At 73.2% G+C, this 21,239-nt stretch carries 18 protein-coding genes; 10 read left to right on the plus strand and 8 right to left on the minus strand.

Going from position 1 to position 21,239, the window contains the following annotated elements; translation table 11 throughout:
• The first annotated feature begins 11 nt into the window (after window positions 1-11).
• Both OUY22_RS11120 and OUY22_RS11125 read left to right on the plus strand, forming a co-directional pair.
• Window positions 12-926 (plus strand): DUF3068 domain-containing protein, encoded by a 915-nt coding sequence (locus OUY22_RS11120; RefSeq protein WP_270154778.1) that lies wholly within the window; start codon window positions 12-14, stop codon window positions 924-926.
• Between the two features lie 167 nt (window positions 927-1,093).
• On the plus strand, window positions 1,094-2,200 hold the full coding sequence (locus OUY22_RS11125; RefSeq protein ID WP_270154779.1) for an NAD(P)H-dependent flavin oxidoreductase: 1,107 nt from the start codon (window positions 1,094-1,096) through the stop codon (window positions 2,198-2,200).
• Here the strand turns inward: OUY22_RS11125 and OUY22_RS11130 are convergent.
• Window positions 2,197-3,006 carry a crotonase/enoyl-CoA hydratase family protein gene (locus tag OUY22_RS11130; RefSeq protein ID WP_270154780.1) on the minus strand — a complete coding sequence of 270 codons (810 nt, stop codon included), beginning with the start codon at window positions 3,004-3,006 and terminating at the stop codon, window positions 2,197-2,199. The two genes, OUY22_RS11125 and OUY22_RS11130, sit on opposite strands and share 4 nt — an antisense overlap.
• 123 nt (window positions 3,007-3,129) lie before the next feature.
• On the opposite strand from OUY22_RS11130, the gene OUY22_RS11135 reads away from it, so the two are divergent.
• The 5 genes from OUY22_RS11135 (at window position 3,130) to OUY22_RS11155 (ending at window position 9,411) form a co-directional block, all read left to right on the plus strand.
• On the plus strand, window positions 3,130-4,674 hold the full coding sequence (locus OUY22_RS11135; RefSeq protein WP_270154781.1) for an acyl-CoA synthetase: 1,545 nt from the start codon (window positions 3,130-3,132) through the stop codon (window positions 4,672-4,674).
• Between the two features lie 16 nt (window positions 4,675-4,690).
• Window positions 4,691-5,584: a Zn-ribbon domain-containing OB-fold protein gene (locus OUY22_RS11140; RefSeq protein ID WP_270154782.1), complete on the plus strand. Its 894-nt coding sequence runs from the start codon at window positions 4,691-4,693 to the stop codon at window positions 5,582-5,584.
• A gap of 68 nt (window positions 5,585-5,652) precedes the next feature.
• Window positions 5,653-6,672: a thiolase domain-containing protein gene (locus OUY22_RS11145; RefSeq protein WP_270154783.1), complete on the plus strand. Its 1,020-nt coding sequence runs from the start codon at window positions 5,653-5,655 to the stop codon at window positions 6,670-6,672.
• Window positions 6,673-7,821 (plus strand): thiolase domain-containing protein, encoded by a 1,149-nt coding sequence (locus tag OUY22_RS11150; protein ID WP_270154784.1) that lies wholly within the window; start codon window positions 6,673-6,675, stop codon window positions 7,819-7,821.
• The gene (locus OUY22_RS11155) at window positions 7,822-9,411 is read left to right on the plus strand and encodes an acyl-CoA synthetase (protein WP_270154785.1); all 1,590 of its coding nucleotides are present in this window, start codon (window positions 7,822-7,824) and stop codon (window positions 9,409-9,411) included. It begins immediately after the preceding gene.
• Window positions 9,412-9,413: 2 nt separating this feature from the next.
• Here OUY22_RS11155 and OUY22_RS11160 read toward each other — a convergent pair whose 3' ends face one another.
• Window positions 9,414-10,445: an FAD-binding oxidoreductase gene (locus OUY22_RS11160; RefSeq protein ID WP_270154786.1), complete on the minus strand. Its 1,032-nt coding sequence runs from the start codon at window positions 10,443-10,445 to the stop codon at window positions 9,414-9,416.
• Between the two features lie 79 nt (window positions 10,446-10,524).
• On the opposite strand from OUY22_RS11160, the gene OUY22_RS11165 reads away from it, so the two are divergent.
• Window positions 10,525-11,448 (plus strand): RNA polymerase sigma-70 factor, encoded by a 924-nt coding sequence (locus OUY22_RS11165; RefSeq protein ID WP_270154787.1) that lies wholly within the window; start codon window positions 10,525-10,527, stop codon window positions 11,446-11,448.
• Window positions 11,449-11,455: 7 nt separating this feature from the next.
• Here the strand turns inward: OUY22_RS11165 and OUY22_RS11170 are convergent, their stop codons facing one another.
• The 4 genes from OUY22_RS11170 to OUY22_RS11185 all read right to left on the minus strand — a co-directional run bounded on the left by OUY22_RS11170 (window position 11,456) and on the right by OUY22_RS11185 (window position 18,756).
• Window positions 11,456-12,094 (minus strand): tetratricopeptide repeat protein, encoded by a 639-nt coding sequence (locus OUY22_RS11170; protein WP_270154788.1) that lies wholly within the window; start codon window positions 12,092-12,094, stop codon window positions 11,456-11,458.
• A complete protein-coding gene (locus OUY22_RS11175) occupies window positions 11,986-17,100 on the minus strand; it encodes a serine protease family protein (protein WP_270154789.1) in 5,115 nt (1,704 codons plus the stop codon). The genes OUY22_RS11170 and OUY22_RS11175 overlap by 109 nt, the downstream gene beginning before the upstream one ends.
• 110 nt (window positions 17,101-17,210) lie before the next feature.
• The gene (locus OUY22_RS11180) at window positions 17,211-17,837 is read right to left on the minus strand and encodes a LysE family translocator (RefSeq protein ID WP_270154790.1); all 627 of its coding nucleotides are present in this window, start codon (window positions 17,835-17,837) and stop codon (window positions 17,211-17,213) included.
• Between the two features lie 22 nt (window positions 17,838-17,859).
• Window positions 17,860-18,756, minus strand: coding sequence for a LysR family transcriptional regulator (locus tag OUY22_RS11185; RefSeq protein ID WP_270154791.1), 897 nt, complete (start codon window positions 18,754-18,756; stop codon window positions 17,860-17,862).
• A 109-nt stretch (window positions 18,757-18,865) separates the two neighbouring features.
• Here OUY22_RS11185 and OUY22_RS11190 point away from each other — a divergent pair, with 109 nt between their 5' ends.
• Window positions 18,866-19,399, plus strand: a complete 534-nt coding sequence (locus tag OUY22_RS11190) for a cysteine dioxygenase family protein (protein ID WP_270154792.1) — start codon at window positions 18,866-18,868, stop codon at window positions 19,397-19,399.
• On the opposite strand, the gene OUY22_RS11195 is transcribed toward OUY22_RS11190, so the two are convergent.
• Window positions 19,383-20,033 (minus strand): alpha/beta fold hydrolase, encoded by a 651-nt coding sequence (locus tag OUY22_RS11195; protein WP_270154793.1) that lies wholly within the window; start codon window positions 20,031-20,033, stop codon window positions 19,383-19,385. The genes OUY22_RS11190 and OUY22_RS11195 overlap by 17 nt on opposite strands.
• A complete protein-coding gene (locus OUY22_RS11200) occupies window positions 20,033-20,518 on the minus strand; it encodes a pyridoxamine 5'-phosphate oxidase family protein (RefSeq protein ID WP_270154794.1) in 486 nt (161 codons plus the stop codon). The genes OUY22_RS11195 and OUY22_RS11200 overlap by 1 nt, the downstream gene beginning before the upstream one ends.
• Before the next feature lie 68 nt (window positions 20,519-20,586).
• Between OUY22_RS11200 and OUY22_RS11205 the strand changes: the two genes are divergently transcribed.
• Window positions 20,587-21,219 carry a winged helix-turn-helix transcriptional regulator gene (locus OUY22_RS11205; protein ID WP_270154795.1) on the plus strand — a complete coding sequence of 211 codons (633 nt, stop codon included), beginning with the start codon at window positions 20,587-20,589 and terminating at the stop codon, window positions 21,217-21,219.
• The last annotated feature ends 20 nt before the right edge of the window (window positions 21,220-21,239 follow it).

Consider the following 21,239-nt stretch of genomic DNA (forward strand, 5'->3'; position numbering starts at 1 on the left):
CGGAGGTCTCGATGGGTCGTATTTCAACGCTCGTCCTCATCGGGCTCGGCGCGTTTTTCATCGCGCTCGCCCCGCTGCTGAAATTCTGGGCGGCCGAGCAGCTCATCTCCGCGCCCGCGAACCAGTTCGGCATCTCCCACCTGGAGGCGAAGGGCGCGCAGTACTTCTCGCGCCAGGACCTCAAGGTCCTCAACGCCGACCTCGAGATCATCGTCACCACCCGCGGCGACGTGAAGGAGGCCACCGGTGACCGCGTCGTCTGGGACGAGGCCACGGTGGTCAACGACGTGACCAACAGTCGCAGGTCGGTCGACATCTCCGACCGGCGCAGCGCCTTCGACAAGTACTCCGGCGTGGCCGTGAACTGCTGCGGGGTGAACGTCGCCAAGGCCCCGGTCACCCTGGAGGGCCAGATCTACAAGTGGCCGTTCGACGTGGAGAAGAAGACGTACAAGGTCTTCAACTCCACCGCCAGGGCGGCCTTCGACGCCAGGTTCGTGCGGGAGGAGAAGGTCAACGGCATCGACGCGTACGTGTTCGAGCAGGTCGTGCCGCCGACCAAGACCACCACGCAGACGATCCCGGCCAACATCGTCGGCATCACCGACGTGACCGGTGACGTGCAGATCGACCGCTGGTACGACGGCAAGACCACCTACTGGGTCGAGCCCGTCACCGGCTCCCCGGTCAAGCAGGAGGTGCAGCGGCACGAGGTGCTGAAGACCCAGGACGGCGTGGAGCGCGCCGCGGCCTTCGTCGCCACCGCCAAGATGACCGACCAGACGGTGAACCAGTTGGTCGACAACGCCGAGTCCGCCAAGAGCCAGATCAACCTGCTGCGCAACACCATCCCGCTGGTGCTGCTCATCGTGGGCGTCGCGCTGATCCTGGCCGGCGTGGTGCTGGGACGCCGCCGCCGCATCTGACCCCGTTTTTCGAAAGGGCCCGCCCCGTGCGGGCCCTTTTCTTTACCCGGGACCGTTACAACGGCAAATTGAAACGTGTTCTAGATTTAAGTTACTCGCCAGTAAGAGCGAAAGGTCTTGTAGTAGAACGCGTTGCAGTTCGCGGTTCGCGGCCGTATCGTCGGGACATGCGGACCCGTGTGACGGACCTGTTCGGCATCGACCTCCCGATCTTCGCGTTCAGCCACTGCCGCGACGTGGTGGCCGCCGTCAGCAAAGCAGGCGGCATGGGCGTCCTGGGCGCCCTCTACTTCACCCCGGAAGAGCTCGAACAGGAGCTCGCCTGGATCGACGACCACGTGGACGGCAAGCCGTACGGGGTGGACGTCGTCATGCCGGCCTCGTACGAGGGCGCCGACTTCCCGGCGGAGGACCTCGTCGGCCGCCTCCAGGCGATGATCCCCGAGGGGCACCGGCAGTTCGTCGAGAACCTGCTCGCCGCGCACGGCGTGCCGCCCCTGTCGCAGGACGCCGACCCCGGCCGGGTGCTGCTCGGCTGGACGGACGCCACCGCCAGGCCGCAGGTCGAGGTCGCGCTCCGGCACCCGATCGCGCTGCTGGCCAACGCGCTCGGGCCGCCGCCCGCCGACGTCGTCGAGCAGGCGCACGCGCACGGCGTGCTGGTCGCCGCCCTCGCCTCCACCCCGCGCCACGCGCTCAAGCAGGTCGAGGTGGGCGTGGACGTCGTGGTGGCGCAGGGCACCGAGGCCGGCGGCCACACCGGCGAGATCTCCACCATGGTGCTCATCCCGCAGGTGGTGGACGCCGTGGACGTGCCGGTGCTGGCGGCGGGCGGCATCGGCAACGGCCGTCAGATGGCGGCGGGCCTCGCGCTGGGCGCCGAAGGCGTCTGGACCGGCTCGCTCTGGCTGACGGTCGAGGAGGCCGACACCCCCGAGCTGGCCAGGCAGCGCATCCTCGCCGCCACCTCCCGCGACACGGTCCGCTCCCGCAGCTGGACGGGCAAGCCCGCCCGGCTGCTCAAGAACGAGTGGACCGACGCCTGGGAGTCGGCCGAGTCGCCCGGCACGCTGCCGATGCCGCTGCAGTTCATGCTGGTGTCGGACGCGCTGCGGCGCATCGGCCGCTCCGACGCCGCCGAGCTGACCACCTTCCCGGCGGGTCAGATCATCGGCGTCACCAACCAGGTCCGCTCCACCAAGGACGTCGTCTACTCCCTGGTGGAGGAGTTCGCCGAAGCCCTCGAACGCCTCGACCGCATCACCCGCGACTAGCGGCCCCGGTAGGTCGGGGGGCGCTTTTCGCGGAAGGCTCGGGCGCCCTCTTCTGCGTCCTGTGATCCGATGACCGTCCAGCCCAGCTCGTCCGACACCTTGAGGGCCTCCGCCTCCGCGAGGTCCTCGGTGTCGCGGTAGGTGCGCAGGATCGCCTGGACGGCCAGCGGTCCGGACGCCGCCACGCTCCCGGCCAGCTCGCGGGCGGCGGCCAGCGCCTGGCCGTCCGGCACGACCTTGTTCACCAGGCCCATCATCAGCGCCTCCGCGGCGGTGACGGCCCGGCCCGTGAGGAGGAGGTCCATCGCGTGGCAGTACGGGATCTGGCGCGGCAGGCGGACGGCGCAGCCGCCCATCGGGAAGAGCGCGCGCCTGGCCTCGAACAGGCCGAGCGTGGCCGACTCCGCCACCACCCGCAGGTCGGTGCCGACCAGCAGCTCGGTGCCGCCCGCCACCGCGTGGCCCTCGACGGCGCTGATGACCGGCTTGGTGGGCCGGTCCTCGCGGAGCAGGCCCTTCCAGTGGTAGTTCGCGATCCCCTCGGCCCGGGCCGCGACCTCGGGATCCGACGGGGGAGCGGACATCGCCTTGAGGTCGGCGCCGGAGCAGAACGTGCCCTCCGCGCCTGTCAGGATCGCCACCCGGACGTCCGGCTCGGCCGACACGTACGCCCAGGCGCTCGCCATGCCGACGAGCATGTCGAGGGAGAGCGCGTTGCGGGCCTCGGGACGGTTCATGGTGACGATCACCACATGGTGGTCGCGTTCCACGCGGCAGTGGGGGGTGCTGATCGGCAGAAGCTCCACTCACTCCTCCTCAAATCAAGCGCTTGCTCACACCATAGCCGCGGGTTACGCTGCCCGAAAGAAATGAGAACCTGTTCTTTTTTCGCCTGGCTCGGGGCCTCGAACACCTGGTGAGGAGTACCGATGGGCACGCTCGGCTTCTGGCGGCTGGCACAGGCGGACCCCGGCTGGATCGCGGCCGTGGACCCCGACGGCACCGAGCACCGGGCAGGCGACCTCCTCGCCCGCGCCAACCGGATCGTCCACGGGCTGCGCGCGCTCGGGCTGCGGACCGGCGACGGCTTCTGCGGGCTGGTGCCCAACGGCTCCGACGGGCTCGCGCTCTATCTGGCCGCTCTCCAGGCCGGCTGGTACTACACGCCGATCAACTGGCATCTGACCGGGCCGGAGATCGCGTACATCCTGGCCGACAGCGAGGCCAAGGCGTTCGTCGCGCACCCCAGGTACGCGACCGAGGCCGTGCGGGCGACGGACGCCGTCGCCCCCGAGCGGCGCTTCGCCGTCGCGGACCTGCCGGGCTTCCGGCCGCTGGACGAGCTCACGGCCGGCCGGCCGGACACCCTGCCCGGCGACCGCACCGCGGGCGCCACCATGCACTACACCTCCGGCACCACCGGCCGGCCCAAGGGAGTGCGCCGCCCGCTGAGCGGGCTCGACCCCGACGACGGCGCGGAGCTGATGACGTTCCTGCTCGCCCTGTTCGGCATCACCCCGGGGCAGCCCAACGCCCACCTGGTCACCTCGCCCAGCTACCACACCGCCGTCAGCCAGTTCGGCGGCACCGCCCTGCACCTGGGACACACCCTCGTGTACATGGACCGGTGGGACGCCGAGGAGATGCTCCGGCTCTGCGAGCGCCACCGGATCACCAGCTCCCACCTGGTGCCCACCCACTTCAAGCGCCTGCTGGCCCTGCCCGAGGAGACCCGGCACGCCTACGACCTGTCCTCGCTGCGGTGGATGATCCACGCCGCCGCGCCCTGTCCCGTACCGGTCAAGCAGGACATGCTCCGGTGGTGGGGCGACGTGGTCTACGAGTACTACGCGGCCACCGAGGGCGGCGGCACCCTGGCCACGCCCCAGGACTGGAAGGCGCGCCCCGGCACGGTCGGCAGCGCCTGGCCCATCACCGAGCTGCTCATCGCCGACGAGGAAGGCGAGCCGGTGCCCGCCGGCACCCCCGGCACCATCTACATGAAGATGCTGGGCGCCTCCTTCGAGTACAAGGGCGACCCGGCCAAGACCGAGGAGAACCGGCTCAAGGACTTCTTCACCGTCGGCGACATCGGCTACCTGGACGAGGACGGCTTCCTGTTCCTGTGCGACCGCAAGTCCGACATGATCATCTCCGGTGGGGCGAACATCTACCCGGCCGAGATCGAGAACGAGATCATGGTCCACCCGAAGGTCGCCGACGTCGCCGTGTTCGGCATCCCCGACGACGAGTGGGGCGAGCAGATCAAGGCCGTCGTCGAGCCCGCCCCCGGCGCCGAACCGGGCCCGGAGCTGGCCGCCGAGATCCTCGGCTCGCTGGAGGGCCGCCTGGCCAGGATGAAGTGGCCGAAGACCGTCGACTTCATCGAGGAGATGCCCCGCGAGCCCAACGGCAAGCTGCTCAAACGCAAGCTGCGCGCCCCGTACTGGGAGGGCCGCGACCGCGCCATCTGACGACCCAGGAGGGTGCATGTCCGATCCGCTGACCGCGGAGCACGTGCTGGAGTTCCCCGGCGGCTACACCCGATCGACCGGGCCGGTGATCGGCCGGTTCCTCACCGAGCTGCGCGCCGGGCGGATCGTGGGGACGCGCACCGCCGGCGGGCGGGTGCTCGTCCCCCCGCTGGAGTACGACCCCGCCACCGGCGACCCGGTGACCGGCGAGTACGTCGAGGTCGGCCCGGCCGGGACCGTAACCGCCTGCGCCTGGGTGGCCGAGCCGCGGCCGGAGCACCCGCTGGACCGCCCCTTCGCCTGGGCCCTGATCCAACTGGACGGCGCCGACACCGCGCTCGTGCACGCCGTGGACGCGGGCAACCCCAAGGCGGTCCGGCCCGGCACCCGCGTGTGGCCGGTATGGCGGGGCGAACGCCGCGGCCACATCACCGACCTGTCCTGCTTCGCCCCCGAGGTCACCAGAATCGTCTCGCCGGTCCGCGTGCCGTACACGCTCAGGGCGGGCGGCGCGCTCGGGGTGTTCCTGGAGGGGATCAGGCGCGGCGTCTTCATCGGCGGGCGGTGCGCGAGCTGCGGCAAGGTGTACGTCCCGTACCGGCTGTCCTGCCCGCAGTGCGGGGTCGCGATCGGCGAGCGGGTCGAGCTGCCCGACACCGGGACCGTCACCACCTTCGCGATCAACAACCTGCCCGACCCGCGGGCCCCCGAGGTGCCCTTCGTCTCCGCGTACGTGCTCCTCGACGGCGCCGACGTGCCCCTGATCGCGCTCGTCGGCGGGATCCCCGCGCACGAGGTGCGGCAGGGCATGCGGGTCCGGGCCGAGTGGGTGCCCGAGAGCGAGCGGACCGCGTCCATGGCGAACATCCGGTGGTTCGCGCCCACCGGCGAACTCGATGTGGAGCTGTGAATGAGCCGGGTGGCGACATGAGACTGGTGGCGACATGAGCCTGGTGGCGACATGAGACAGGGGGCCAGATGAGAGAGGTGGCGATCGTCGCCTTCGCGCAGACGCGGCACACCGGCCATGACACCGGCCTGTCCGAGCCCGAGCTGATCCTGCCCGTCATCGAGGAGGTGAAGGCGCGGACCGGGCTGAGCCGGTTCGGCTTCACCTGCTCCGGCAGCTGCGACTACCTGGCGGGGGCGCCGTTCTCGTTCGTCTCCGCGCTGGACGCGATCGGCGCGTGGCCGCCGATCTCGGAGAGCCACGTGGAGATGGACGGGGCCTGGGCCCTGTACGAGGCGTGGGTGCGGCTCCAGCACGGCGACGTGGACACCGCGCTGGTGTACGGGTTCGGCAAGTCCTCCCAGGGCGACCTGCGGGCGATCATGACGTTACAGCTCGACCCGTACTATCTGGCGCCGTTGGGCCTGGACCAGCTCTCGTACGCGGCGCTGCAGGCGGCCGCGCTGGGCGCCGGCCGGGACGAGCTGGACGCGATCGCGCGCCGCAGCCGCGCCGACGGCAGGCGCAACCCCTACGCGCTGGACCTGCCGGACGACCTGCCCGGTGGCTCCCCGGTCGAGCCGCTCAAGGAGTCGGACGTCGCGCCCCTCACCGACGGGGCGGCGGCCGTGGTGCTGGCCGCCGGCGACCGGGCCCGCGAACTGTGCGCCAACCCCGCCTGGATCGCCGGCATCGCGCACCGCATCGAGCCGCACTACCTCGGCCTGCGTGACCTCGCCCGGTCGCCGTCGACCGCCGACGCCGCACGCGCGGCCGGGGTCGGCAAGGGCCCGGTCGAGGTGGCCGAGCTGCACGCCCAGTTCACCCACGAGGAGCCGATCCTGCGCCGGGCGCTGGACCTGCCGGACAGCACGGTGATCAACCCGTCCGGCGGCCCGCTGGCCGCCAACCCCGTCATGGCCACCGGCCTGATCCGCATCGGGGAGGCCGCCCGCCGCATCCACGACGGCGCTGCCCGCCGCACCGTCGGCCACGCGACGAGCGGCCCCTGCCTGCAGCACAACCTCGTCACCGTCCTGGAGGCATGAATGGCCGAGCGCTGCGCCGTGATCGGCGTCGGGCAGACGCACTACACGACCAAGCGCAGGGACGTGTCGATCGCCGGGCTGGTGCGCGAGGCGGCGCTGCGGGCCCTGGAGGACGCCGGGCTCACGTTCCAGGACATCGACGCGGTCGTCATCGGCAAGGCCCCCGACCTGTTCGAAGGCGTCATGATGCCCGAGGCGTACCTCGCCGACGCCCTCGGCGCCGCCGGCAAGCCGATGATGCGCGTGCACACCGCGGGCAGCGTCGGCGGCTCCACCGCCCTCGTCGGCGCCGGCCTGATCCAGTCGGGCGTGCACGAAAGGGTGCTGGTCGTCGCCTTCGAGAAACAGTCGGAGTCCAACGCCACCTGGGCCCTGTCCACCCACCTGCCGTTCAGCTCGTCGCTGGTCGTCGGCGCCGGCGGCTACTTCGCCCCGCACATCAGGGAGTACATGCGCAGGAGCGGCGCCCCCGGCCACATCGGCGTGCTCGTCGCCGTCAAGGACCGGCTCAACGCGCTCAAGAACCCCTACGCCCACCTGCGCATCCCCGGCATCGACCGGGCGATGGTCGAGTCCACGCCCATGCTCTGGGAACCCATCCGCTACCTGGAGACCTGCCCGTCCAGCGACGGCGCCTGCGCGATCGTGCTGTCCTCCGAGCGGGCCGCCACCGGGACCCCCGCCTGGGTGCACGGCGCCGCCATGCGCTCCGAGCCGATCTTCCGCGCGGGCCGCGACACCGTGAGTCCGCAGGCCGGCAAGGACTGCGCCGCCGACGTCTACCGGCAGGCCGGCGTCACCGACCCGCGCCGCCGGCTCGACGTGGCCGAGGTGTACGTGCCGTTCTCCTGGTACGAGCCGATGTGGCTGGAGAACCTCGGCTTCGCCGCCGAGGGCGAAGGCTGGAAGGTCACCGAGTCCGGCGCCACCGCCCTCGACGGGGACATCCCGTGGAACCCCTCCGGCGGGGTGCTGTCCAGCAACCCCATCGGGGCGTCAGGGCTGATCAGGTTCGCCGAGGCCGCACTCCAGGTGCGCGGCGCGGCGGGCGACCACCAGGTGGACGGGGCACGCCTGGCCCTCGGTCACGCGTACGGGGGAGGAGCGCAGTTCTTCGCCATGTGGATCGTCGGACGGGAGAAGCCCTAGATGGAGTTCAACCACGCTGACTTGTTCGAGGGACTGGCGGACGCGATCGGGGACAGGACCGCGGTGGTCTGCGGCGCCGACCGCCGCACCTACGCCGAACTGGACGCCGAGGCCAACCGGCTCGCTCACCACCTGCGCTCCTGCGGCATCGGGCCGGGCGACCACGTGGGCATCCACCTGTACAACGGCGTCGAGTACGTCGCCGGCCTGCTGGCCGCGCTCAAGCTCCGCGCCGTCCCGGTCAACGTCAACTACCGGTACGTGGCGGCCGAACTGCTCTACCTCTACCGCGACTCCGACATCCGGGCGCTGCTGTACGACGCCGAGTTCGAGCCCCGGGTGGCCGCCGTCGCCGGGCAGGCGCCCGAGCTACGCCACCTCATCACCGTCAACGGGCAGCCGGGCATCCCCGGCGCGATCCCGTACGAGCAGGCCCTGGGGGACGGCGACCCCGGCCGCGGGTTCGGGCCGCGCTCCGGCCAGGACCTCTACATCATCTACACCGGCGGCACCACCGGCATGCCCAAGGGCGCCATGTGGCACGTCGAGGACCTGTTCATGGCCTTCGGCGGCGGCAACCCGACCGGCGACCCGCGCGCCACCCCGCAGGAGGTCATCGACGAGGCCGTCCAGGCCGGCCCGCTGACGATGATGGCCGCCGCGCCCCTCATGCACGGCGCCGCCCAGATGGGCACCTTCATCGCCTTCTGGCTGGGCGCGACCATGGTGTACGTCCGCGCGTTCGACGCCGACGAGGTGTGGCGGGCCGTCGAGCGGGAGCGGGTGCTCAGCCTCAACATCACCGGCGACGCCATGGCCAGGCCGCTCGCCGAGGCGCTGGAGAACGGCTCCTACGACGTGTCGTCCCTGTTCGTGCTCAGCTCGACCGGCGCCATCCTCAGCGGCACCGTACGCGACCGGCTCCAGGAACTCCTGCCCCAGGTGCTGATCCGCGACAGCTTCGGCTCCACCGAGGCCGGGTACACGGCCGACGGGGTCGACGGGGCCAGGCCCGAGACCGGCCTGCGCTACCGGCCCACCCCGCACACCCGGCTGGTCGTGCTCGACGAGCAGCTGCACCCCGTCCGTCCCGGCTCCGGCGACCTCGGCACCGTCGCCAAGGCCGGCCGCATCGCCTTCGGCTACTACAACGACCCCGACAAGACCGCCCGCACCTTCGTCACCACCGAGAACGGCACCCGCTGGCTGCTCACCGGCGACCTCGCCACCGTCGAGGAGGACGGCACGATCACCGTGTACGGACGCGGCTCCCAGTGCATCAACACCGGCGGCGAGAAGGTGTTCCCCGAGGAGGTGGAGGCGGTGCTCAAGGGGCACCCGGCCGTGTTCGACGCGGTCGTCACCGGGGTGTCCGACGAGCGGTGGGGCAGCCGGGTGGCCGCCGTGGTCGAGCCGCGCCCCGGCCTGGCCGTCACCGGCGACCAGCTCGACGCCCACTGCCGGGAGCAGTTGTCGGGATACAAGGTGCCCCGCTCGTACGCGTTCGTGGACCGCGTCCAACGCTCACCCGCCGGCAAGGCCGACTACCGCTGGGCCAGGGACACCGTACTGGCCGCCCAGGAGCGGTGACGCTATCGGGGCCGGATGTTGTGGTTGCGGGCGAACAGGTTGCCGGGGTCGTACCGGCGCTTGACCGCGGCGAGCCGCTCCCGGGTCCGCGCGGGATAGATCGCGGCGACGTCCTCCTCGGCGGCGGAAGAGAGGAAGCCGGCGTAGGCGCCGTCGACGTGCGGCGCGAGTCTCGCCCAGATCGCGTCCAGGGCGGGGCCGGCTGCCTCGACGACCGGCTGCGGACCCACGACGACGGTCGCGACCATCAACTCCGCCTGGCGATGGGCGTAGGCGGTGGCGTCGGCGGGCACCCGGGACACGGCGCCGCCGACGCCGCGGATCCAGATGAAGGGCGCGCCGTCCGACGTCCCGGCCTCGGCGAGGATTCCGAGGACGGCGGGTACCGACGTCCGTTCGGTGAACGCGCTCCGGGTGACCAGCCGGACGCCCGGCGGCGGGGTGACGCCGTCCACGAGTGTGGCCGCGTAGGGCATCGGGGCGACGTCGTCGGAGATGACCGTGCCGAGCCGGCGGATCGGGTCGATCGCGCCGGCGGCGAGCTCCGGGTCCGCGCCGTCGAAGGCGACGACGATCTCGACGGGCGCGGCGGGCCCGCCCGCGAACGGGTTGGCGACCTCCGCGGCGGACGTGAGTTCCTCCGGTGCGGTGCGGAGGTGGTCCGCCCAGCCCCGGAGCACGGTGGCCGCCTCCGAGGCGGGGAAGGCGATCCTGCCGAAGTGGACGTCCGTCGTCGGGTGCGCGGCGAACTCGAAGGCGGTCACGATCCCGAAGTTCCCGCCGCCGCCCCGCATCGCCCAGAACAGCTCCGGGTGCTCCCTCGCGTCGGCCCGCACGACCTCCCCGCCGGCGGTGACCACCTCCGCGGCGACCACGTTGTCCAGCGCCAGGCCGTGCTTCCTGACCTTCCAGCCGATGCCGCCGGCCAGCGTCAGCCCGCCGACGCCGACGCTCCTGGTGTCGCCCCGGCATCCTGACAGGCAAGAGATCCCGGTCGGCCGGTCCCCGTGACAGCCCGTCAGTGTGACATACATCACAGACGGCAGATGTCACACGGCGGCGGCGGCCGGGATCGTATGCACGTCACGGACACGAGCAGGCGGGAAACCGGCGATGAGCGAACGCGGCGAGCAACCGAAGGACACCACCGGATCACCCGCCCACGCCCACGTTACGGACGCCACCGAGACGTTCCTCACCCACCGCAACCTCCTCTTCACGGTCGCCTACGAGATCCTGAGCTCGGCCGCCGACGCCGAGGACCTCCTCCAGGAGACCTGGCTGCGGTGGGCGGGCGTCGACCTCGGCGCCGTGCGCGATCAGCGCGCCTACCTGGTCCGGATCACCACCCGGCAGGCGCTGAAACGGCTGCGCACGCTCGGCCGCCGCAGGGAGTCCTACGTCGGCCCGTGGCTGCCCGAGCCGCTGCTGACCGCTCCGGACGTGGCTGAGGACGTCGAGCTGGCCGACAGCGTCTCGACGGCGATGCTCCTGGTGCTGGAGACGCTCACCCCGACCGAGCGGGCGGTCTTCGTGCTGCGCGAGGTGTTCGATCTGGCCTATGACGAGATCGCCGAAGCCGTCGGCAAGAGCCCGGCCGCGGTCCGCCAGATCGCCCACCGGTCACGGGCCCACGTCGCCGCACGCCGGCCCCGAGGGGGCGTCTCCCCGGACGAGGCCCGCGGCGCGCTCACGGCGTTCCAGAAGGCGATCGAGACGGGCGATCTGCAGCGCCTGCTCGACGTCCTCGCGCCGGACGTCGTCCTGCTGGCGGACGGCGGCGGACTCAGGAAGGCCGCACCGGCCCCCGTCGTCGGCGCGGACCAGGTGATCCAGGTGCTGAGAAAGATCGGCCCTGCCGCGTCGCTGCGGCAGGCACAGGTCAACGGCCAGCCTGCGCTGATCGTCGAGGCCGGCGGCGTCATCGAGACCGTCATGACGATGCGCGTCGAAGACGGCCTCATCACCGGGCTCTACGCCGTGCGCAACCCCGAGAAGCTGTCACGCATGGAACGGGAGACCGCCGTGAGCCGCTGAGCCCGGGTCAGCGGAGCTGGAACCAGCGCAGGTGGACGAGGTCGTGCTGGACTGACGCGACCTCGCCCGCCCGGCCGGCGCGCTCGTTCAGCGCCAGCCGCGCACGGAGCACGTCACGGTGCATCTCCACGAGTTCCTCGTCGTCCTCACCACCCCGCCCGCTCTCATGCCCGCCATCACGCTCGCCGTGACGTCGGCCGCCGTGTCCGGTGTCGTATCCTGTGTCGCGCTCGCTGTCATATCCGCTGTCGTATCCGGGTTCGTGTCCGCGGTCGTGTCCGCGGTCGTATCCGCGGTCGTATCCGGGTTCGTGTCCGCGGTCGTGTCCGCGATCGTGTCCGCTGTCGCGTTCGCCGAGCAGCTCGCGCAGCGTGCCGTCTGCCGTGCGCAGGGCCGCGTCGGCGGCTTCGTCGCGGCCCAGCCGCAGCTCACACAGGCCGAGCCGGTAGTGCGCCAGCGCGCTCAGGTGGCCGTCCCTGATCACCCGCGTGCCGCGGTGCAGCACCGCGCTCGCCTCCGGAGCCCGGCCCGTCGCCATCAGCGCCTCGCCCAGCATGAGCATGGCCCTGGCCAGATGGCCGGCCAGCACCGGATCACCCGGCGCGTACCGCTCCAGCGCCGCCACCGCCTCACGCAGCGGCGCCACCTGATCCCCGTACCGCTCCTGCCCCCCAGCGCCGCCGCCAGCGACAGATTCGCGCCCGCCCGGCCCGCATGGACGCCCTGCGCGGCCATCCCCGCCGCGATCAGCTCGTCGTACAGCCTGACCGACTCCCGCGCCCGCGCCTCCGCGCGCGGCCCGTCGTCGAGCCGCAGCACGGTGAGCAGCTCCGCGCTCTGCGCCAGCGAGTCCGCGAGCACCGCCCGGTACGTCAGATCGCGGCTCGCCCGCCTGGCGTCCACGATCAGCTCCTCGACCAGCGGAGCCGCCTCGCCCAGCGCGCCCCGCATCAGGTGGCAGCGGACCAGCCGCTGCTTGGCCAGCGCGTGCTTGAGCCGAGCGGACGGAGCCGCCGCGTACCCGTCGACGGCCAGCACGGCGTACTCGACCGCCTCCTCGGCCCGGCCGTCCGCCAACAGGTCGTCCACGATCACCACCGCCACCTCGGCCGCCGCCAGCCGCCGCGCGGGAGTACGGGGGAGCGCCCGATGCCGGTCGACCGCCTCGACCAGATGGGCGAGCGCCTCCCGTCTCCTGCCCATGCGACGCAGCACCCGCCCGCGCACCTCGTCCGCCCTGGCCCGCGCCGCCGCCCGCCCGGCTGGCATCCGCTCCCGCCCGGTCGCCATCCGCTCCTGCGCGGCCGGCATCCGCTTCTGCCCGGCGGGCGGCCAGGCGACGGCCTCCTGCGCGGCCGGCATCCGCTCCTGCTCGGCCATCGACCAGGCGACCGCCTCCAGCGCGGCCCGCGGCCGGTCCAGCGCGGCCAGCGCCGCGGCCAGCCCGGCGTACGCGGCGGCGGCGACGGCCGGTTCGTCCAGCTCGTCGCACAGGTCGGCGGCCCGTTCCAGGTGGGTCAGTGCCTCCACCGGGCGGCGCGCGGCCAGCAGCGTGTCGCCGTAGAGCGTCAGCGTCCCGGCCAACGTCGCCTGCTCCGGGGAGCCGGTCAGCAGGTCGGCGGCCCGCTCCAGGGTGGCGGGCACCGGGCGGGCCAGTTCGTGCTCGATCCGGGCGAGGACGGCGAACGCGACGCCGAGCCGCTCCCGGTACTCCCCGTGGGCGGTCGCCAGCCCCTGGAACACCCGCACCGCCGCCTCGGCAGCCGCCGCCTCGCCCGTGAGCACCGCGTACCGTTCCAGGCACTCGCCCAACGCCGCGTGTAACCCAGGCGCGGCACTGACCGGCACCTCCCGCGTGAACACGTCAGCGAACGCGGCCAGCGGCCCCAGCAGGGCCGGCTCGCCCACGGGACCGTCGAGATGGCCGGCCAGATCGTCCAGCAGGGTCCGCAGCACGTCCTGGCGCGGCAACGGCCTGACCTCCAGCGCCCTGACCAGGAACGGCGTCCCGACGAGCAGCCGCTCGTGCGGCGTCGTCTCCTCCGGCAACGCGCCCATCGCCTCGTCGACCGCTTCCAGCGCGCCTCCGACGTCACCCCGCGCGAACCGCTCCCCGCCCGGTGACCGCAGCTCGACCCCAGGCCGCGACGCCTCCCATCCGCGCTCGCCCGCCACCCCGGTCGCCGACACCGGCCCGCCGTACGACCCGGTCCTTCCCGGCGGCGTCTTCGCTCGGCGGATCCATCCAGCGAGGTCCCGGAGCAGCCGAGCGTCCTGCTCGCCCGCCCCTCCGAGCAGCCCGGCCGCCGTCTCGAACTGAGCCAACCCGTCGGCGGCCCGCCCCAGCTCCACCAGACACGCCCCGAGGGACCGCCGGCACTCGACGACCAGGCGACCGGCCCCTTCACCGGCCCTTTCGCCGGTCCTTTCGTTGGCCCCTTCACCGGGGCCCTCACCGGCCCTTTCGGCGGGGCCTTCACTGAGCCCGTCCGCCACCCACACGGACTCCCGCAGTACGTCCAGCGCCGCCCCGGGCCTGCGGCGGGCCAGCAGGTACTCGCCCAGTTCCCGCAACCGTTCCGCCAGCTCCCGCCGGTGCCGTCCGGGTTCCAGGACCACCAGCGCCCGCAGGTTCTCCACCGCCTCGCCGGCGGCTTCCATCGCGGCCTCCAGCTCCGCCCGCTCCCCACGCACCCGCGACACCAGCCCGGCCGCGGCGGCCAGCACCGTACGCAGTCCCGGCTCCTCCGCCGCGATCCCGCGCAGCCGCACGACCGCCTCCTCGGCGACGACCGCAGCGGCTTCTCCCCATCCCTGCCGCTCCAGTCGCGCCCCGAGCCGGTACAACCGCCGGCACACTTCCTGGTCCGTGACCGCCACGCCGCGCACGGCCCCGACCAGGTAGACCGCCAACCTGGCCCCCAGCCTCGGCAACCGCCTTGCGTCCCGTTCGTCCAGCGGCCCCAGCGCCCCGCCGACGCCCGAGAGGAGCCCAGAGGCGAAACCCGCGGACCAGTCCGTCGCAGCGGGAAAGCCCGCGGACCGGGACGGAGATGCGGACGGAGATGCGGACAGGGATGCGGACGGGGATGCGGACGGGGATGGGCCGGGCAGTACACCGAGGACCGTTTCCAGGTCGTCGACCGTCTGCTGGTCTCCGCCCGCCGACCGGAACCCGGCCACCGCCTCCCGCAGCCGCCCCGTCCCGGCCAGCGCGCACGCCAGGTTGTACCGGGCCCGTTCGGCGTGCGGCCCGTACCGGGGGTCCTCCTCCGCCAGGATCCCGAACCGCGCCACCGCCTCCCTCGCCGGCCTCACCGCCTGCTCCGGCACCCCGGACAGCAGCAGGCAGGCCGCCTGGTTGAACAGCGCCTCCGCGTGGTTCTCCGCCTGCTCGTACGGGGGAGCGGCGGCGAACAGCTCGGCCGCCTTGCCCGCCGCCGCGACCGCCTCAGGCAGCCTCCCCACCGCCGCCAGCCACGCCGACGACGTGGTGAGGGCCGTGGCCAGGTCGGCCCGCTTCCCGTCGCGCAGCCGTTCCACCCGCATCTCGGCGAGTGTCACCTTGAGCGGCCGTACCCAGGGGTGGGCCGCCTGCCAAGGCGGCAGCGCCGCCACCGCCCGCGCCACCTCCGGCTCGCTGCGCAGGAGCCGCAGCGCCGCGTCGATCCGGTCGAGCAACTGTTCACCCGGCCCCGAGGCGGCCTCGGCGAGCATCCGGTTCAGCCGGTGCACGACCAGGGACCGCAGCGCGGCTCGTACCCGCCGCTGATCCGCACCCAGCCGCAGCACGTCCAGCATCCGCGCCAGATGCGCCGCCGTCCGCCCCGGATGATCGTGTACGGCGAGGACCAGCGCCTCCAGCCCCGCCGTCTCCTCAAGCAGTTGCCCCACCACCAGGTCGGGCACGTCCACCGGAGAAGCCGCCCACGCCCCGGACGCCCCGCCGGGCACGTCGGCAGGGGACGGCGTCCACGTGCCGTGGGGCCGCCCGGCCTGTTCGCCGGAGGTCTCGAACAGACCGGTCGCCCACGTGGCGATCCCGGCCGTGCGCTTGTCGTCCATTCCCGGTACGACCGACAGCAGCACGCGCAGTTCCCCGGGCGATGGGGCGGTCAGCACGGCCAAGGCCACCGCGATTCCGGCCACCTCGGCGTCCGGCGCGTCCGGTGAGGTGGACCAGCGCTCCCGTTCCCGGGTGAGGAAGCGGTGGACGAGTTCGTCGCCCGGCCCGATCGCGTGGCCGCGTACCCGCATGAGGGCCGCCAGATGGACCCGCAGCGGGACCGCGTACAGGGGGTCGTCGAGCGGAAAGGGGCGGATCCGGTCGAGCGCGTCCCCCGTGCCGGCGGGCCGGCCGGGGGCGGGCCTGGTGGCGTAGGCGCGGATGGCGGCGGCGGCGTGCTCGGCGCGTTCCGGCAGGGTCAGCGGGTGGTCCTCCAGCCGGATCGTGGTGTGTACGAGCCGTTTGAGACGGCCGCCGGCGGCGGTGTCCAGCCGGCGCCACCAGCCGGCCGAGGGCGGGGCGACTCCAGCGGAGGCGCGGGCCACCAGCAGCAGGCGGACGCGCGGGTTGTGCCGATGGCCTGCCAGGCGGCGGGCCAGTTCGGCGGCGAGCGCCGCCGACGGCTCCGGGAAGTCGAGCACCAGCAGGGTGGGCCGGAGCGCGTCCAGCCGGGCCGCCGGATCCGAGAGCGGCCCCATGAGGGAGGGCGCCGGCACGACGCCGGCGTCCCACCCGGCGGCGGACAGGTCCCGGCAGAGCTCCACCGCCAGCCTGCTCTTCCCCGAGCCGCCCGGCCCGGTGATCAGCGCGACCGACAGCGGCTCCGGTCCGGCGGCCCACGTGCGCAGTGCCGCCAGCTCCGCTTTCCTGCCGACGAACGGCACCACCGCGTGCCGGGCGGCGGGCAACGACCAGTCCGGGCACCCTTGCGGCGGCTCCACCGCGGCGGGCTCCAGCAGGCCGGGCAGCAGCACGACCCGCTCGCTCCCGGACACGTCCTCCACCGGCGCCGCCGTGTCCTCCAGCCAGGAGCGGAAGCCGTCGTCCAGCCAGAGCGCCCCGGCCGGCACGACGTCCGCGTGCCCGTCCCCGTCCCAGGAGACGAGCACGCCGACGAGGTGCCCCGTGGGCTCCGCCAGCAGCGCCGCGCCCGCGAGCGAGCCGGGCGGCGAGCCGCTCAACTCCACCACCGGACGAACGGACCCCACCCCACCCCCGCCACTCACCACAGCTCTCACCGCCACGGTCCCGGCCGTCACGGTCTCGGTCGGGGTTCCCGCGCCGTGCGCGGCGCACCGGACCGCGTCGCCGGTCACCCGTCCCCACCGGACCGGCCCAATGGGGCCGGCCCACGGGGCAGGCGGGCCGGGGCTCGTACGGGAGTCCGGGGCGGAGACGCGGAGCAGGGCCGCGGCCAGGGAGCCGTGGCCGCGCCACACCGGTTCGGCCGCCGCCCGCGACCCGCCTCCGCGTACGTGACAGGGAACGCCGGGATCGACCAGGTGGGCCGAGGTCAGCACGAGGCCGGGGGCGACCACGTACCCGGTGCCCGTCACCTCGGCGAGACCGTCAGGTCCCGAGCGGACCTCGACGACGTGCTCGGAGGCGATCCGTCCGCAGGGGGAATCGCGTGGTGGCCCGTCCATGGCCGCCGCCTAGTCGCCGGGTCCTGGAATGCCCTGACCGGCGCCCGGCCTCAGGAAGAATTCCGCCACCAGCTCACTATCCCACCCCGGCCACGAAATTTCCGGGCTTGTCAGGCCTTCTGCGCGGTGAGCCAGGCCGCCAGCCCCAGGTAGACCAGCCCGCTGCCGACGTCGATCCGCCGCCGGGCCCGCGCCGTGCGGCGCACGCGGGTGGCCAGCGCCGACGACAGCAGCGCGTACGCCCCGTCGGAGGCGATCCCGAGCGTGATCCAGACGAGGCCGAGCACCAGCATCTGCGGCGCGATCGGCCCGGCCGCGGGGTCGGTGAAGTGCGGCAGGAACGCCAGGAAGAAGATCGCCGTCTTGGGGTTGAGCACGTTGACCACGGCCCCCTCCCAGAACGTCCGCCGCTTCGACCGCACCGGCGGCTCGGCCGCGTCCTCGGCGGCCGGCCGGGCCAGCAGTCTGCGGAGCCCGAGCCAGACGAGGTAGGCGACGCCGGCGTACTTGACGATCGTGAAGGCGGTCGCCGAGGCGGCGAGGACGGCGCTGATGCCCAGGGTGGCGGCGACCACGTGGACCGCCGACCCGGCGTGCACGCCGAGCACCGAGACCAGTCCCGCGGTCCTGCCCTGGGCGACGCTGCGCGTGACGATGAAGGCCACCGCCGGCCCCGGCACCAGGAGGATCGCCAGGGTCGCCGCGGAGAAGAGGGCGAGCGTGGTCGGATCCGGCATACGCCCATCGTAGGAGGGGCCGTCAAAGGCTTTCCCGCAGGGCGCCGAGCAGCGCCTCGGTGGCGGGAGGGTGGGGCGGGCGGCCGTAGACGGCGGCGTACACGTGCCGGGTGGAGCCGGGGATGCGGCGCGCGGTCACGGCGGGATGGCGGTGCGCGCGCAGCGCCAGCCCCGGCAGGACGGTGATGCCGATCCCGGCCGCGACCAGCGCCTGCACGGCGACGATGTCGTCGCTGGTGAAGGAGATGCGCGGCTCGAACCCGGCCTTGTCGCACATGTCGAGCAGGTGGCTCCGGCACCGGTCGCATCCCGCGATCCACGACGCTTCGGTGTACGCGGCGAGGTCGGCCTCCTCGACCTCCGGAGGGGGGTCGGCCGGGGCGCGGGCGTCGCCTGTGGTGATCAGGTAGCTCGGGTCGTCCCACAGGTGGATCATCTGGAGGCCGGGGTCCTCCGGCGCCGTGTCGTCGTACCGGAACATGACCGCGACGTCCGTCCGCCCGGCGCGGAGCAGCCGGAGCGCCTCGGGCGGTTCGGTCTCGGTGAGTTCGAGCCGCAGCCGGGGGTGCGCCCTGCGGAGCAGGGCCGCCGCCTCGGGGACGAACGTGCCGAGCGCCGAGGGGAAGGCCGAGAGCCGCACCCGGCCCGACTGCAGCCCGACGTGCGCGGCCAGCTCCTCGGCGGCCGCGTCGAGCCGGCCGACGATGTCGCTCGCCCGCTCGGCCAGCAGCTTGCCCGCCTCGGTCAGCCGGATGCCGCGCCCCGCCCGCTGGATCAGCTTGGCGCCGGTCTCGGCCTCCAGCCGGGCCAGGTGGTGGCTGACGGACGGCTGCGCGTAGTGGAGCTCGCGGGCGGCCGCGGTGAGGGAGCCGGTGCGGGCGACGGCGAGCAGGACGCGGAGCCGGGTGACATCCAGCATTCATCCATCGTATCTATGGGTCGGTACGAATACTTCTGTTGGACCTATCAATGCGTGATGGCGCACGGTAGAAGAGGCAGCCGCTTTTCCCCAAGGAGCTGGAGGCGTCATGGACACCGTCACGATCGCGCGGCCGGGCCTGGCCGAACTGGTGGAGAGGGTCGGCGCGGTGGCCGCCCGCCGCCTGCCCGCCAGGGAGACCGCCTTCGCGGTCGCCGACCTGCTGCGCGAGCGGCTGCCCGGCCTGGACATCCTGACCGAGGAGGAGCGGCTGGGCTCCCCGGACACGTACGTGTCGCGGGTGCTGCACGCGCAGGACGAGTTCTCGATCGTGGCCGTGATCTGGCGTCCCGGCCAGGAGACCGTCATCCACGACCATGTCTCGTGGTGCGCGTTCGCCGTGCTGAGCGGCAACGAGCACGAGACCCTCTACCGGGACGAGGGCGACCGCCTGGTGGAGATCGGCCGCGCCGACAACCGGCCGGGCGAGGTCAGCGGCTTCGCCCCTCCGGGCGACATCCACAAGGTGCGCAACACCAGTGCGGAGACCGGGGTGTCGATCCACGTGTACGGGGCGGACGTCGGCAGGCTGGGCAGCAGCGTCCGCCGGGTGTACGAGCTGCCCGTCACAGGTAGCCGATGAGCCGGTCGGCCAGTTCCTCCGGCCGGGACAGCATGACGCTGTGGCTGCCGCCGATCTCGTCCGGCTCGACGCCCAGCCGTTCGCGCACCATCGGCCGGACGAACTCCGGCGGGAACCACCGGTCGTCCCGGCACAGCAGGTAGCGGGTCGGCACGTCCGGCCACCGGTCCAGCGGCCACGGCTCGACCAGCGCCTTCTCGGCGTGGTCGCGCCCGTGCCGCAGCGCCTCGGCCGCGAGGTCGGCCGGCACGTCATGCATGAACTGGGCGATCGGGTCGTCGATGTCCACCATGCCGAACCCGGTCGCCTCCCACCAGTCGGCGGGCGCCTCCCCGGGCGTCGGCACCATGCCGGCCAGCAGCACCAGCAGCTCGGCCCTGGTCCGGTGGCAGACGACGGGCGCGACGAACCCGCCCCACGAGTGGCCCACGACGACGAGGCCGTCCAGATGCCCGACGTTCTTGAGCACGTCGGCGACCACGTGGTCGGCGTGGTCGATGAGCCCGGCGTCCGGGTCGTCGAGCGGCAGGTCCACGGCGACCGTCCGGTGACCGCGTCCGCGCAGGCAGGTCTCCAGCGGGCGCCACGTCCAGGAGGTCCCGCCGCCCCCGTGGATCAGGGCGAACGTCGCCATCACGACCCCGCGGGCATCTGGCCGGGCAGGCGGGTCTGGAAGTCCAGCACGCCGACCCAGGCCGGCCGGACGGCGATGCGCGCCATGCGGACGCCCGGCCGGTCGGCCTCGGCCACGTTCCTGGCGCCCTGCTCGGGTCCCGCGTAGCGGTGGTGGGCGAGCGCGTACTCCGGCACGATGCCGTCGACGTCGGTCACCTCGGCCCGGCCGCGGATGAGCAGCACCTCGGGCGGGGTGGCCGTGGTGTCGACGGTGATGGCGACCTCCGGCCTGGCCCGCAGCGCTTTGATCTTGGCGGCTCCGGCGAACGTGGCCATGACGAGCTCCTCGCCGTCCCAGTGGAACAGCGTGGGGTAGAGGCGCGGCGTCCCGTCGGCGGCGACGTACGCCACCCGGGCCAGTTCCTTCGAGCCGAGCAGTTTGCGGGCGGTCGGGTGGTCGAGCAGCCGGACGTCTCCCTGTGGAAGGGTGTCCAGAGCGTTCATGGGGCAGCTCCTGTCCTGAGGTTGGTCCTAAACTAGGACCAAGAAGTACTCATTCGCAAGGATTTTCGATGCGGACCTACGACGACCCCTGTGGCGTCGCCCGCGCCCTCGACCACATCGGGGAGCGCTGGGCGCTGCTGATCGTGCGCGAGCTGCTGCTGGGCCCCAAGCGCTTCACGGACCTGCGCGACGGCCTGCCCGGCGCGAGCCAGAACGTGCTCTCCCAGCGGCTGCGCGAGATGGAGGAATCGGGCGTCCTGCACCGCCGCAGGCTGCCGCCGCCCGCCGCGAGCCAGGTGTACGAGCTGACGGAGCGGGGGCGTGAGCTGGAGCCGGTGGTGCTGGCGCTGGCCAGGTGGGGCAGCAGGATGCCGTTCACCTCGACCCGGCCGCTGAGCGTCGACGCCCTCATGCAGGCCCTGAAGTCGATGTTCGACCCCGAGGCGGCGGCCGGCTTCGCGTGCCGGGTCGAGCTGCGGCTCGGCGAACTGAGCTTCCTGGCGACGGTGTCGGACGGAAGCTTCGCCCTGGCCAGGACGGCGGAGGGCGAGAGCGCGCAGGCGGTCGTGCACGCCGGACCCGAGGCCCTGCGCGACGTGGTGTTCCTGGGCGTGCCCGCCGACACGCTCCGCGTCGACGGCGACCGGGCCGTGGCAGAACGCTTCCTGGGGCTCTTCCCCCGCCCGGAGGCGCACGCCTGACGTGCGAGGAGGCCGCCCCC

Origin of the sequence: Nonomuraea corallina, from assembly GCF_027620315.1 — a bacterium.
GTDB lineage: Bacteria > Actinomycetota > Actinomycetes > Streptosporangiales > Streptosporangiaceae > Nonomuraea > Nonomuraea corallina.